The sequence below is a fragment of the Amycolatopsis kentuckyensis genome (assembly GCF_041679295.1).
Lineage (GTDB): Bacteria > Actinomycetota > Actinomycetes > Mycobacteriales > Pseudonocardiaceae > Amycolatopsis > Amycolatopsis kentuckyensis_A.
Map to the genome: position 1 here is coordinate 334,075 of NZ_JBGDMD010000011.1, position 13,748 is coordinate 347,822.

Here is a 13,748-nt window from a genome sequence, read left to right on the forward strand (position 1 = left end):
CAACTCCTCTCGCGTCCGATCGGGCGGACGCGTACCGACGGGGCGACGTTGCAACCGGCGGGACAGCGCGGCGAGCGCCGCGCTGTGAGTCTTCAAAGCTGGGGGTCGTTCATGCGGCGAAGGACGCCGAACTGCTGATGCGTTGTCCTGGCAGCCCGTCGAAGAGCCCGGTCGAGCCACGGGGCCGCCACAGCGGTACCGGGCCCGCGCCGCGCACGGGGTCGATCGCCAGTACCGCCGCCCGTTCCGCGGAGTCGAGCGCCCGCTGGACGACCATCGTGTTGGCCACGCTCTGGGCCACGCTGCCGACCGGCCGCGCGCCGAACTGCACGGCATCGGCGAAGTCGACGAGCTCCGCGCGGTAGCCGTTGTCGCTACCGCGGAAGACTGTCGTGTGGGTGGTGGCGTCGGGACTGCTGCGCGTCACGCGGCGCTCCGACTCGTCCCCGGCGAGCACGAGCACACCCTCGGTGCCGTACAGCCGCATCTCGTTGGGCTCGGGCGGCACCGGGATTTCGGGGAAGGACGCGGTGTAGTTGCCGATGGCGCCTCCGGTGAAGACGAGGGTGAGCGCGAGGTCCGACGGTGCGTCGATCGTGCTGTTGGCCGCCTGCACGGCACCGTGCAGCCGCGCGATGTCGCCGCAGAGCAGCCTGATCTGGGCGATGTGGTGCACGCCGAAGTCGAGGTGCACACCACCGCGGTACTGCGGCCGCTGCCGCCACGGCGTACTCGTGAAGCCGCCCGGCCGGGGCACCGACTGGCCGGCGTGCCGCCACGCCATCAGGTGCGGACGGCCGATCGCGCCGCTGTCGAGCAGGGCGCGGGCGTAGCGCAGGTCGTCACGGTAGAAGAAGTTCTCGCCCACGACGAAGGCGCGGTCCGGGTACCCGGCCGCCAGGGCGAGGAAGGCCTCGGCCTGCTCCGCGTCGACGCCGGCCGGCTTCTCGCAGAACACGTCCTTGCCCGCGGCGAGCGCGTCGCACGCCACCTCGTACAAGTGCGGGATCGGCACCGAGATCAGCACGGCGTCCACGTCGTCGCGGGCGAGCAACGCGGCCCGATCGGTGGTGGCCGACGCCGGATCGGTTCCGCTGTAGCCGGTGAACCGCTTGCGCTGTTCCGCGGAGGGGTCGGTGAACGCGGTGACGACGAACCGGTCGGCGAGCCCGCGCAACGCCGGCCAGTGCAGCTTCTCGACCGCGAGCCCGGTGCCGATCAGCCCCAGCCGGATCGGCCGGATCGCAGGTGCTGCCATGGCTCGTCCGTCCTCGTCATCGGTTCCGGATCGGTCGTGCAGTGTGCTAGCGACGCTTGCTTCGCTGTTTCTTTTCCGCGAGGAGCGTGGAGTAGTTGTTGCTCAGGTGCTTGCGCATCGCCTCGCGGGCCGCGGCCGGGTCGCGCGCCACGAGCGCCTCGTAGATCTCCGTGTGCTGGGCGGTGGCGCGGCGCAGACCGGCCGGCGCCTCGTTGGTGACGCGCCGGCTGGCCGTGCCGAGCCAGCGTGCGGAGTACATGATCCGGTCCAGGATGCGGTTGTCGGCCGCCCGGCAGATCTCCATGTGGAATTCGTGGTCGACCTCGAGGTAGGCCTCGGGATCCGTTTCGAGCGCCGCCATGCGGCCGATCTCGTCCCCGAGCCGGGCCAGCGTCTCGTCGGTGACGCTGGCCGCGGCCATGGCGGCCAGCTCGGGCTCGAGCAGCGCGCGCATCTGGTGCAGTTCCTGCAGCAGCTCGTCGACGATGTCGGCGGGCAGCCACTCGATCAGCAACGGGTTGAGGTAGTCCCACTCCGCGCGGGGGCGCACGACGACCCGGCGGCCCTGCGCGACGTCGACGATGTCGAGCGAGGCGAGGATCTTGAGCGTCTCCCGCGCGACCACGCGGGACACCCCGAACTCCTGGGAGATCTCGAGCTCCGACGGGGCCCGGCCGTCCTCGATCGCGCCGCTGACGATGCGGCGGGTCAGGTGGGCCGCCACCTGCACCGGGAGGGTCCGGACCTTGACAGCGTCCGGAGACTCTTGTCTCCTTGGCATGTCATCAGCTTATAGGACAAGTTGGACTTCGCGACAGTCCGTTCTTTCGGCACTACCCGGCGGCGGGAGAGCAATGCGGATCGTGAACGTGACGACGGCGGTGGTGGCCTACCACGGTCAAGCCACGCTGGTGCGGATCGACACCGACGAAGGCCTCAGCGGGTTCGGCGAGGCCAATCCCGACGCGGGCGCGGGCGCCGTCGTCGGGATGATCGAGTCCCTGACCCCCCTCCTGGTCGGCGAGGACCCGCGCAACGTCGAGCGGTGCTGGGAAAAACTGCGCCGCAGCAAGGTTTTCGCGGGCGCGCAGAGCGGGGTGTTCGTGATCGCCCTGTCCGGCATCGAGCTCGCGCTGTGGGACCTCGCGGGCAAGGCCGCGGGCCAGCCGGTGCACCGGCTGCTCGGCGGGAAGTTCCGCGACCGCATCCGCCTCTACGCCGACTGCGGCGACGGCGACGACCCGGCGGGCTCGGTCGCCGGGTGCGTCGACCGGGCCCAGCGGATGGTCGCCGAGGGCTTCACCGCCCTCAAGTTCGACATCGACGACCTGCGCCACCCGGCCAAGTTCGACGATTTCAACCACACGGTCAACGCGGCCGAGCTGCGCTCGATGGTCGACCGCGTGGCCGCCGTCCGGGAGGCGATCGGCCCGGACGTCGACCTGGCCATCGACCTGCACGCCCGCTACGACGTCCCGAGCGCGTGCCGGATCTCGTGGGAGCTCGAGCCGTTCCGCCTGATGTGGCTGGAAGAACCGGTGCCGGCGGAGAACGTCGACGCGCTGGTGCGGGTGCGCGCGCAGACCCGCACGCCGATCTGCGCGGGAGAAAACCTTTACCTGCGTTGGGGATTCCGCGAGCTGCTCGAACGCGGTGCCGTGGACGTCATCGAGCCGGACGTGCCCAAGTGCGGCGGTCTCGCCGAGGCCAAGAAGATCGCCAACCTCGCGGAGCTGCACTACGTCCCCTTCGCACCGCACCTGGTGTCGACGCCGCTGGGCACGATGGCGACCTCGCACCAGTGCGGCGCGATCCCGAACTTCTACGTCCAGGAATGGCACGCCCTCGAAGAGCGCGAAGTGTGGGACAGCTACGTCCACGCGCCCGACGGGAGCGGCTCGATCGTCAAGGACGGCTACATCACGCTTCCCGACACGCCCGGCATCGGCGTGGAACTCGACATGGACGGCGTCCGGGCGCACGCCGTCCCGGGCTTCGGGTTGTTCGAGTAACTGCGCCGCTGCGTCTCCGGCCACTCGTATTTGCCCGATGGGGCACAGGTCCGGGCGGCCGGGGGCCGGGTTCGATACTGTCGGCGTGGTGAGTAATCCGCTGGTTGCGCCGGTGAAGGATTCGACGACGGCGATTTCCGGCGTGTCACTGCTGGAAAGCGCCTCCGACCTGAAGAAGGCGATCGAGAGCGGCGACTGGGCGTCCGTGGCCATGGGCGCGGTGGGGACCGCGCTCGACGCGCTGTCGATGGCGATGGACCCGTTCGGCGCCATCCTCGCCGCCGGGGTCGGCTGGCTGATCGAGCACGTCGGGCCGCTCAAGGAAGCCCTCAACGCGCTGACCGGCAACGCGGACGAAATCGCGGCGCAGTCGGAGACCTGGGCGAACGTCGCCAAGGAGCTGGGGAGCGTGTCCGCCGATCTGGTGGACGCGGTCAAGGCGGACCTCGGCGGGTGGACGGGCCCGGCGGCCGACGCCTACCGCAAGCGTGCCGAGGACACCTCGACGCTGATGGCGAGCGCGCAGAAGGGCTGCGAAGGCGCGGCCAGCGGGGTGAAGACGGCCGGCGAGGTCGTCGCGGCGGTCCGCGCTCTCGTGCGCGACATCATCGCCGAACTGATCGGGCACCTGATCTCGTGGGCGCTGCAGGTGGTGTTCACCCTCGGCATCGGCCTGACCTGGGTCGTCCCGCAGGTCATCGGCGCCGTCGCGAAGACCGCGTCGAAGATCAGCCAGCTCACCACCAAGCTGGTCAAGGCGCTCCAGGCGCTGATGCCGCTGCTGAAGCGGGCCGGGTCGCTGTTCGACGACGCCGGGAAGGCGCTGAAGAACATCAAGCCGGGCAAGGCCGCGCCGCCGCCGAAGCACGGCGACATCAACGGCAACCCCAAGGACCTGGGCGGCCCCAAGGGCAAGGGCAGTGACTCCACCAGCACCAGCGGTGACCACAGCGGGGGCGCCCCGAACAACCACAAGGGCGACTCCACCGACACCTCCGGGAGCAAGGGTCCGTCGGGCAACGGCGATTCCACCGTCCCGTCCGGCACTCCCGGCAAGGGCCCGGACAACGCGGGCCAGGGCGGCAACGGCTCCCGCGGCAACCCCGACGGCACCAAACCGCAGGGAATCCGCGGCCAGGGGCAGAACAACCGCTCGATCGGCAACGAGGTCTGCGTGACCGACCCGGTCGCCGTCTCGACCGGGCAGATGGTGATGGAAGAGGTCGACGCGAGCCTGCTGGGGGTGCTGCCCCTGGTGTTCCGGCGGACGCACTTCTCCGGCTACCGCGCGGGGCTCTTCCTCGGCGCCAGCTGGGTGTCCACTGTGGACCAGCGGATCGAGGCCGACGCGCTCGGCGTCAGCTTCGCCGCCGAAGACGGCACCCTGCTGCGCTACCCGACCCCGGGCACGGACGACTGGGTCGTCGCCGAAAGCGGCCCGCTGCGCCCGCTGAAGCGCGCGCCGGACGGTGGTTACCTGGTCGACGACCAGGAGCTGGGCCGGCTGCTCTACTTCGCGCCGGGCGAGCGGGCGTTGCTGACCTCGGTGACCGACCGCAACGGCAACGCGTTCGAGGTCGTGCGCGCCGACGACGGGCTTCCGCTGGAGATCCGGCACACCGCCGGGCACCGCGTCCGCTTCGAAACCGTCGACGGGCTCGTCACCGCGCTGTACGCGGTCACCGGCGACGGCGAGGTCGAGCTGGTCCGCTACGGGTACGACCGCCGGAACCTCGTCTCGGTCACCAATCCGTCGGGGCAGCCGATGACCTACACCTACGACCGCGCGGGGCGCATCGTGGGCTGGACCGACCGCAACGACGAGTGGTTCCGCTACCACTACGACCACGCCGGGCGCGTCGTCCGCACCGAAGGTTCGGGCGGGTTCCTGGACTGCGTGCTCGAGTACGACCAGGAGAACCGCGTCACGCGGTCCACCGACGCACTCGGCCACACGAGCGAGTTCCACTACGACGAAGCCGGGCAGGTGGTCCGCGAAGTCGACCCGCTCGGGCACGTGACACTGTCCGAATGGGACGCGCACGGCCGGCGGCTGAGCTCGACGGACCCGCTGGGGCGCACCACGCGCTACCGCTACGACGAGCTCGGCAACCTCCTCGCCGAGACCCGCCCGGACGGCACGGAACGCACCTGGGAACGCGCGGCGGACGGGCGCTCGGTGACGGTCCACGACGCGCCCGGCGTCGCGACGCGCCAGGAGTTCGACGAGCGGGGCAACCTCGTCGCGGTCGTGGAACCGGACGGCGCGACCACCCGGTACCGCTACGACGACCGCGGGTTCACCATCGCGCGGACCGACCCGGCGGGGGCCACGGCCACCATCGTCAACGACGAGGCCGGCCTGCCGATCGCGGTGACCGACCCGCTCGGCGGCGTCACGCGCTACGAACGGGACGAGTTCGGCCGCGTCGTCGCGATCACCGACCCCGTCGGTGGCGTGGAGCGCTTCGGCTACTCCGTGGACGGGAAGCTCGCCTGGCACCAGAACCCCGACGGGACCCAGGACCGGTGGGTGCTGGACGGCGAGGGCAACAACCGGGCGCACACCGGCGCGGCCGGCGGCGTCACCCGCTACGAATACGGCGGCTTCGACCAGCCGACGGCGCAGATCCTCCCGGACGGCAGCCGGATCTCGGTCGGCTACGACGGCGAACTGCGGGTCGAGGCGGTCACCAACGAGCAGGGCCGGGTCTGGCGCTACGAACGCGACGCGGCCGGGAACCTGGTCCGGGAAACCGACTTCGCCGGCGGCGTGACGACGTTCGGCTACGACGCGGCCGGCCGGCTCGTGGAGCGCGTCCGCCCCGACGGGCAGCGCACGACGTTCCGCTACGACCTCGCCGGCCACCTGGTCGAGCAGGTCGACGGGACCCGCACCACCCGGTTCGAGGTCAGCGCGACCGGGCAGCTGCTGGCGGCCGACGACGGCACCACGCGGATCAGCTACGAGCGGGACGCGGCAGGCCGGGTGCTGGCCGAGACGGTCAACGGCCGCACGGTGCGCTCGGCCTACGACGCCGCGGGCCGCCGGGTGCACCGGACCACGCCGTCCGGCGCGGAAAGCGCGTGGGAGTTCGACGCCGCCGGGCTGCCGGTCGCCGCCCGGCTCGCCGGCCGCGACCTGCGGTTCGCCCACGACGCCGCGGGGCGCGAAGTGCGCCGCACCCTCGGCGCCGGCGCCACCCTGACGCAGACCTGGACGCCGAACTCGCAGCTGGCGTCGCAGGTGATCACCGACCGCTCCAGTGCGACCCGCCAGCAGCGCTCCTACGGCTACCGGGCGGACGGCGAGCTGGTCGCGCTGCACGACCAGGCGACCGGTCCGCGCGAGTTCGGCCTCGACCCGCTCGGCCGGGTCACCGACGTGCGGTCCCCGCGCGGGTCCGAGTCCTACCGCTACGACGAAGCCGGCAACATCACCGAGGCGGCGTGGCCCACGGCCGAGCCGGACCTGGTGGGCCGGCGGACGTTCGCGGGCCCGCTCGTCACCACGGCCGGCGGGACGCGCTACGGGCACGACCGGCGCGGGCGGGTCGTGCTCCGGGAACGCACGGTGCCCGGTGGCGCGAAGCTGACCTGGCGGTTCACCTGGGACGGCGACGACCGGCTCGTCGCGGCCGCGGTTCCCGACGGCACCAGCTGGCGCTACACCTACGACGCGCTGGGCCGCCGCGTCGCCAAGGAGCACCTGGCCGCCGACGGCCGGACCCCGCTCGAGCGCGTCGAGTTCACCTGGGACGGCCAGCTGCTGGTCGAGGAGGCCCGGCACACGCCCGACGGCGTCCAGGCCACGGTGTGGGACTACGAGCCCGGCGACTACCGGCCCCTTGCCCAGCGCGGCCGGGCGGCCCGGCCGGGCCAGGCGTGGGTGGACACCCGGTTCGACGCGATCGTCGCCGACCTGACGGGCACCCCCGCGGAGCTGGTCGACGACCACGGCCGGATCACGTGGTGCGCGCGCACGAGCGTGTACGGGGTGGGCGGGGCTTCGGCGACCCCGTTGCGGTTCCCCGGGCAGTACTTCGACGCCGAAACCGGGTTGCACTACAACGCCCAGCGCTACTACGACCCGGTGACCGCGCGCTACTTGAGTCCCGACCCGCTCGGCCTGGTGCCGGGGCCGAATCCCTATGCCTACGTGGACAACCCGTTCGGGCAGATCGACCCGCTGGGCCTCGCCCCGCAGTCCTGCGGCAAGCCCAAGCTGACGATCGACACGAACGTCGGCAACAACCCGATCCAGCAGTCGCCGGGCGGCGGGAAGTACAGCCAGTCCCCGGGCGGCGGCTGGTACAAGGAGTCGGCGCCGGCGGGCCCGAACAAGAACAAGAAGAACCGGCCGGCGGCGGGCATGGACAACCCCAGCTGGACGCACCAGAACATCCGCCCGATGTTCGAAGACGCGTTGGTGAACAAGCACCAGATGCCGCCCGGCCTCAAGACCGACGCGCAGAACAAGTGGATGCAGAAGCACGGCCAGTTCCAGACGTACCACCAGGACGGCACGCCGGACCAGATCGTCCCCAAGAAGAACGCGATCATGGGCCACAACAAGGCGGCGGGGACGTACTTCAACGAGACCGGGCACAAGCTGCCGATCGAGGACAACAAGCACTACAACCGCCAGGGCAGCAGCTACGGCCAGGTCGAGTACTCGAAGAGCTCCTCGGGCACGGGCGCGCACGAGGACAAGTACCTGCCCCCACGCCCGGACCGCGGATCACACCCGACGTACACGAACCCGGCGGCGCCGAACCACACGGGCGGTCCGTGGCCGTCGTACCCGCAGGCGCCGAACGGGCTGCCGCCGGGATCGTCGAGCGTCCTGCCGGACGGGACGCCGATGCCGCACGCGCCGACCAGCCCGACCCCTTCGAGCGGTCCCCCGCCGGTGCACACTCCGCCGGCGTCGCCCACCGGGCCGCCGGCGAAGCGGCCTAGGTTGGGCTAGACCTCGCTGCCCGCCGAGCGGTGGGGCTCGCCGGCAGTATCGAGGACACGGCGCTCATCGGCCGCTAACGTGTAACGCGTGTTCGCGACGTCGCGACTCCTGCTGTGATCGTCAGCAGTGGAGGCACGCGGTATGGCATACAGGTTCAACCCACCGCCGAACTGGCCGGCCGTTCCCGCCGGATGGACACCGCCGCCTGGCTGGCAGCCACCCGCGGACTGGCCGGCGCCGCCGAAGTTCTGGCAGCTGTGGACCCTTGAACCCGAACCGCGGGCCCAACCGGCGCCGGTCCAGGCAGGATCCGCTCCCGCGGCATCGGGCAAGCCCGGCTTGTTCGGCTCCCGGAAACGGGTTCGAGAACTCGAGACTGAACTGAGCGCGGAAAACGCCAAGTTCCAGCAGGCGGCCTCTCAAGTTCGTGAACTCAGTGCACAGAACGCCACGTTGAGCGCGAAGCTAGCGGATCTCAACACCAAGTACGCCGAGCTTCGTGGCAAGGACGCGCTGGAACTGGAGCGAGAAATCCGGCAGATGCGCCGGACTGTCGCCGAGCTTGAGCAGGACGCCCAGAAGCAGCGCGAAGCTCAAGCGCAGCGCCGGAAGGACGCCGAGGCGGAACTGGCCGCCGTCAAGCAAAAACTCGACGAAGCGGCGACGGACCTCCGCTCACTGCGCGGCCAGATCGTCGAGACCGAAGAGATCACACTTCTTCAAGAGGCCGGCATCTACGAGTTCCGGCACCGGCTCGCCGACGCCGTGGCCTACAAGGCGGCTTTGCAGCGGCTGAAGGACTCCATCAAGATCGCCGCGAAGAACAACCACGCGATCACCGCGAGCACGGACTGGACGGTGAACGGCTCCGCCGTGGAAGGCCAGCGCATGGTCCGGGACTTCTCCAAGCTGATGCTCCGCGCCTACAACGCCGAAGCGGACAACTGCGTGAGGTCCATGCGACCCTACCGGCTCGACTCCGCAAAGGACCGTCTGACCAAAACCCGTGAGGTCATCTCCCGTCTCGGCAAAACCATGAACATCAACATCGCTCCCGGTTATCACAGGCTGCGTCTCGAAGAACTCGAACTCACCGCTGACCACCTCGCGAAGGTCGAAGAGGAGAAAGAGCGCATCCGAGCCGAGCGCGAGCGTCAACGGGACGAGCAGCAGGCGCAGCGGGAGTTCGAGCGTGAAAAGGTCCGGCTGGCCAAAGAAGAAGCGCACTGGCGCAACGCCCTGCAGAAGTGGGCGGAGTCCGGTGACGCGCAGCAGGCCGAAGCGGCACGCACGAAACTGGACGAGATCGGTGACGCGATCAGAGGGGTCGAGGAGCGCGAAGCGAACATCCGCACCGGGTGGGTCTACGTGATCTCCAACGTCGGGTCCTTCGGCGACGGTGTCGTCAAAATCGGATTGACCCGGCGGCTCGATCCGCTCGAGCGCGTGCGGGAACTCGGCGACGCCTCTGTTCCGTTCAGATTCGACGTCCACGCCAAGATCTTCGACGCCGACGCGGTGAGCTTGGAAACGCGGCTGCACCAGCACCTCGCCGATCGGCGCGTCAACCGGGTCAACCTCAGGCGCGAGTTCTTCTACGCCACCCCGTCCGAGATTCTCGCCATCCTCGAAGACCTGGGTCTGAAGGACAACCTCGTCGACTACGTCGAGGAACCCGAAGCGGAAGAGTGGCGTTCCAGTCGGCAGCTGGCCGGCGGCACTGATGCACCGGCCGTCTCAGCGGCGGTTTCGTAGTCCGCAGCCACACAGGCCACCACGCCCCGTCAACCCCGCGGCCGACGCGGACCGTCGACGGTGGTGAGGAGGCCTTGCTCGCGGACCGCCGGGGCCGACAGCGTCTTGTAGCCGTGGTCGTCGAACACGGTCGTCACCGTTTCTTCGTCCGAGGACATCACGATGCCCCGGCCCCACTCCGCGTGCTCCACCACGCTGTTCACCGGGAACGCGCCCGGCGATGGTGCCTGGGCGGTGCCGGCGATGCACGTGTCGCAATTTCCGCACGGTTCCTCGAGCTGCTCGCCGAAGTAGCCGAGGAGGAACTGGCGACGGCAGCCGGTCGTTTCGGCGTAGCCGCGCATCATCTCGATCCGGGAGCGGGTCAGGCGTTGGTGGGCTTCGGCGGCCTCCACTCCTCGCGCGACCGCCTCCTCGGGGTCCACATCGGACTGTTCCAGGCGGCCGTCGGGGGTGACGGCGACCGATCCCGTCTGTTCCAGCAGGTTCAGCGCCCGCGTGCGCTGGGCTGAGGAGACCGTCACCTCCTTGCCGAGTTCGGCCGGCTTCAAGGGTTCGTCGTGCTCCGCGAGGGTCGTGGCCACCTCTGTCAGCGCCTGCTCGGGTGCCTTCGCCGCCGTCAAGAACTTCTGCCGGCCCAGGTCGCGCGGGCGGTGGTACAGCGTGATCTCCGCCGGCTCGCCGTCGCGGCCGGCGCGGCCGATCTGCTGGTAGTACGTGTCGAGCGACTCCGGTGCGGCCGCGTGCAGCACGAACCTCAGGTCGGCCTTGTCGATCCCCATGCCGAACGCCGAGGTCGCCACCACGACGTCGAGGTCGCCCTTCAGGAACTCCTCGTGCACCCGCTCGCGGTCGGCCGCCTTCATCCCGGCGTGGTACGCCGCCACCCGGACGCCCTCCGCGGCGAGCTCCCCCGCGTACGTTTCGGCGTCCTTGCGGCTGGTGACGTACACCAGCCCGGGCCGGGTCGCGGGGTCCTCGGTCAGCGCGCGCGTCCGGGTGAGGACGGCCTGGTGGCGGTCGTCGTCGTCCGGGAGCGGGTCGACGCCGAGGCGCAGGTTGGGCCGGTCGAAGCTCGCCAGCACCTCGCGGTGGCCGCGCAGGCCCAGCCGGGCCGCGATGTCGGTGCGGACCGGCAGTGCGGCGGTCGCCGTCAGGGCGATCACGCGCGGGTGCCCGAGCCGCTCGATCACCGGGGCCAGGCGCAGGTAGTCCGGCCGGAAGTCGTGGCCCCACGCGGAGACGCAGTGCGCCTCGTCCACCACGAACAGCGACACGCCGAGCTCGGCGACCGCGTCGAGCACCTCGTCGGACGCCAGCTGCTCCGGGGAGAGGAACAGGTACTCGGCCTCGCCCGCCCGCAACGCCTCCCAGGCGTGCTTGCGCTCGGCCGCGCGCTGGGCGGAGTTCAGCGCGACGGCCGCCGGGGCGCGGCTGCCCTCGATGCCTTCGATCTGGTCGTTCTGCAGGGCGATCAGGGGCGAGACCACCAGCGTCGGGCCGTCCAGCAGCAGCGCGGGCACCTGGTAGATCGCGGACTTGCCGGCCCCGGTGGGCAGCACGGCGAGGACGTCGTGGCCGGCCATCACGTGCTCCATCGCCGCCAGCTGCTCGCCGGTCAGCTGTGACCAGCCGAAGTTCTCCGCCGCGATCCGCTGGAGTTCGTCGCGTCTGCCTGTCATCCGCCGCAGGTACCCGCGCCCCGGCGGCAGAAACCCCCGCTAGGCGAGCCGGATCACGATCCCCGTCAGTCCGTTCAGGACACTCGCCACGCCCGCGCGGACCGCCGCCGACGCGCGGTCCGGGGTGAACGACGCCGGGTCGTAGCCCGTCGACGTGCCCAGGCCCTCGCCGCGGAACGACGCGCCGGGCCAGTTGGCCGCGGTCACGTTCGCCGTGGGTTCGGCCAGCTCGGCGCCGAGGACCAGGAACTGCTGGTCGAGGTGGCTGGCGGTGACCAGGGCCAGTGCGTCGACGAGGTCCTTGCCGGTGCTGATGACGAGGTCCGGCGCGAGCTTCACGGCTTCGCTGATGCTCTCGGTGAACCGGCCGGTCTCGGGCGCCTCGACGGTCTTCAGGCTGACCTGCTCCTGCGCGGCCCAGCTCGTCACCGCGGCCACCAACGTCCGGCTCGGCGCGTCGTCGCCGGACTTCAGCAGCACCACCCGGTAGCCGGGCGACGGGCGGACCGCGTCCCACGAGCCCGGGCTCGGAGTCACCGTCGCCTCCGGCGTGGGCGACGCCGTGACGAAGCCGGGCCCGAGCGCCCCGATCGGGCCCGGCTTCGGGTGCGGTCCCGACCAGTCGTCGGCCGAACCGCAGCCGGCGGCCACGACGGCGAGCGCGGCCACCACGCCGGCCGTCCACAGACGCGAACGCACGCTGATCGTCCTTTCGGGAGGGCAGTTCGGGAGGGGAAGTCGCCTCTTCCTACCCCACGTCCCGTCCCGTGCGACGGCCGTCGGCATCCCGTCGCCGGTTGTTCGCCGTGCGTTCGCCTGCGGCCAGCAGTCTGCGGGGCGACCGGAAAGAGGACCCCATGCGCCGCCGTCTCGCCCAAGCCTTCGCCGTCGCCGCGCTCGCGGCCGTGGCCGTCACGCTGAGCGGGCCGCCCGCTTCCGCCCACGGCTTCTCGTCGACCGTCTACGCCGACCTGACGTCTCCCGAGCAGGGGCACGTCCGTGCCGTGCTGGGTCTCGAGTACGACCTGCTCGTCGTGTCGGCCGCGGACGCCGGACGCGACGACCCGCTGTTCCGGCAGGGCACCGCGGCGTTCGACGCCCGCGACGCCGCCGAGCAGGCCGCCGCCCTGCAGGCCCACGCGGCGACCGTGGTCGAGTACGTGAGCGAGCGGTTCCGCGTCACCGCCACCGGCCAGTCCTGCGTGCCCGCCCAGGACGGCGGCTTCGGGATCGAACAACGCGACGGCGTGCCCTACACCCGGCTCACCCTGGACTACCGGTGCCCGGCGGCCGAGTCCCACGAGGTGGCCGCCACGCTGTTCGGGAACGCCGAGGGCTACGTCCGCGACACCAAGACGATCCTCACCTACCACCTCGACCTGGCCTCGGGCAGCGCCGCCTTGGACGCGCAGCAGCCCTCGTTCTCGACCCACCAGGCCTGGACCCAGCGGTTCCTGGAGTTCTTCCGGCTCGGCGCGGAACACCTGCTGACCGGGCTCGACCACATCCTGTTCCTGCTGGCGCTCATCGCCGGCTCCCGCCGCCTGCGCGAAATCGTGCTCGCCGCGACGACGTTCACGCTCGCCCACTCGGTCACGTTCGTGCTGGCCGCGCTCGGCCTCGTGCACGTTCCCGCCGAGATCATCGAACCGCTCATCGCGCTGTCGATCGCCGTCGTCGCCGCGTGGCCGTTGTGGCGGATGTGGCGCCGCGGCTCGCCGGCCGGCGACCTCGCCGGCGACGGCCACTTCAGCCTGGACCGGGCCGGCTGGATCCGGCTCGGCGTGGTCTTCTGCTTCGGCCTGGCGCACGGGCTCGGCTTCGCGTCGGCACTCGGCATCGACGCCGCCTGGTCGTGGACGCTGCTCTGGTCGCTGCTGGTCTTCAACCTCGGGATCGAGACCGTGCAGCTGGCGATCATCGCGCTGGTGTTCCCGCTGCTGGCCCTGCTGCGCCGCCGGTCCCCGGCCGCGCCGCGCTGGGCGACCGGCGCGATCGCGGCGGCCGTGTCCGTCGTGGGGCTGACCTGGTTCGTGCAGCGGGTGGCCGGCGGCTGAGTTCTTCGGGCGTACGCAACC

8 protein-coding genes are annotated in these 13,748 nt (G+C 71.2%); 4 read left to right on the forward strand and 4 right to left on the reverse strand.

All coding sequences use genetic code 11. From position 1 onward, the window contains the following. Positions 1–109: 109 nt before the first annotated feature. Positions 110–1,258, reverse strand: a complete 1,149-nt coding sequence (locus ACERZO_RS39785) for a Gfo/Idh/MocA family protein (RefSeq protein WP_372671177.1) — start codon at positions 1,256–1,258, stop codon at positions 110–112. A gap of 46 nt (positions 1,259–1,304) precedes the next feature. After that, complete coding sequence (locus ACERZO_RS39790; RefSeq protein WP_372671178.1) at positions 1,305–2,039, reverse strand: FadR/GntR family transcriptional regulator; 735 nt, start codon at positions 2,037–2,039, stop codon at positions 1,305–1,307. A gap of 73 nt (positions 2,040–2,112) precedes the next feature. On the opposite strand from ACERZO_RS39790, the gene ACERZO_RS39795 reads away from it, so the two are divergent. From ACERZO_RS39795 to ACERZO_RS39805, 3 genes are all read left to right on the forward strand, one after another. Next, positions 2,113–3,270 (forward strand): mandelate racemase/muconate lactonizing enzyme family protein, encoded by a 1,158-nt coding sequence (locus tag ACERZO_RS39795; RefSeq protein WP_372671179.1) that lies wholly within the window; start codon positions 2,113–2,115, stop codon positions 3,268–3,270. An 88-nt stretch (positions 3,271–3,358) separates the two neighbouring features. Continuing rightward, positions 3,359–8,242 carry an RHS repeat-associated core domain-containing protein gene (locus ACERZO_RS39800; protein ID WP_372671180.1) on the forward strand — a complete coding sequence of 1,628 codons (4,884 nt, stop codon included), beginning with the start codon at positions 3,359–3,361 and terminating at the stop codon, positions 8,240–8,242. Between the two features lie 132 nt (positions 8,243–8,374). Further along, positions 8,375–9,988: a DUF4041 domain-containing protein gene (locus ACERZO_RS39805; protein ID WP_372671181.1), complete on the forward strand. Its 1,614-nt coding sequence runs from the start codon at positions 8,375–8,377 to the stop codon at positions 9,986–9,988. Positions 9,989–10,017: 29 nt separating this feature from the next. Here ACERZO_RS39805 and ACERZO_RS39810 read toward each other — a convergent pair whose 3' ends face one another. Beyond that, positions 10,018–11,670, reverse strand: a complete 1,653-nt coding sequence (locus ACERZO_RS39810) for a RecQ family ATP-dependent DNA helicase (protein ID WP_372671182.1) — start codon at positions 11,668–11,670, stop codon at positions 10,018–10,020. A gap of 39 nt (positions 11,671–11,709) precedes the next feature. Further along, positions 11,710–12,369 carry a hypothetical protein gene (locus ACERZO_RS39815; RefSeq protein ID WP_372671183.1) on the reverse strand — a complete coding sequence of 220 codons (660 nt, stop codon included), beginning with the start codon at positions 12,367–12,369 and terminating at the stop codon, positions 11,710–11,712. Positions 12,370–12,527: 158 nt separating this feature from the next. On the opposite strand from ACERZO_RS39815, the gene ACERZO_RS39820 reads away from it, so the two are divergent. Next, on the forward strand, positions 12,528–13,727 hold the full coding sequence (locus ACERZO_RS39820; RefSeq protein WP_372671184.1) for a HupE/UreJ family protein: 1,200 nt from the start codon (positions 12,528–12,530) through the stop codon (positions 13,725–13,727). Positions 13,728–13,748 lie beyond the last annotated feature (21 nt).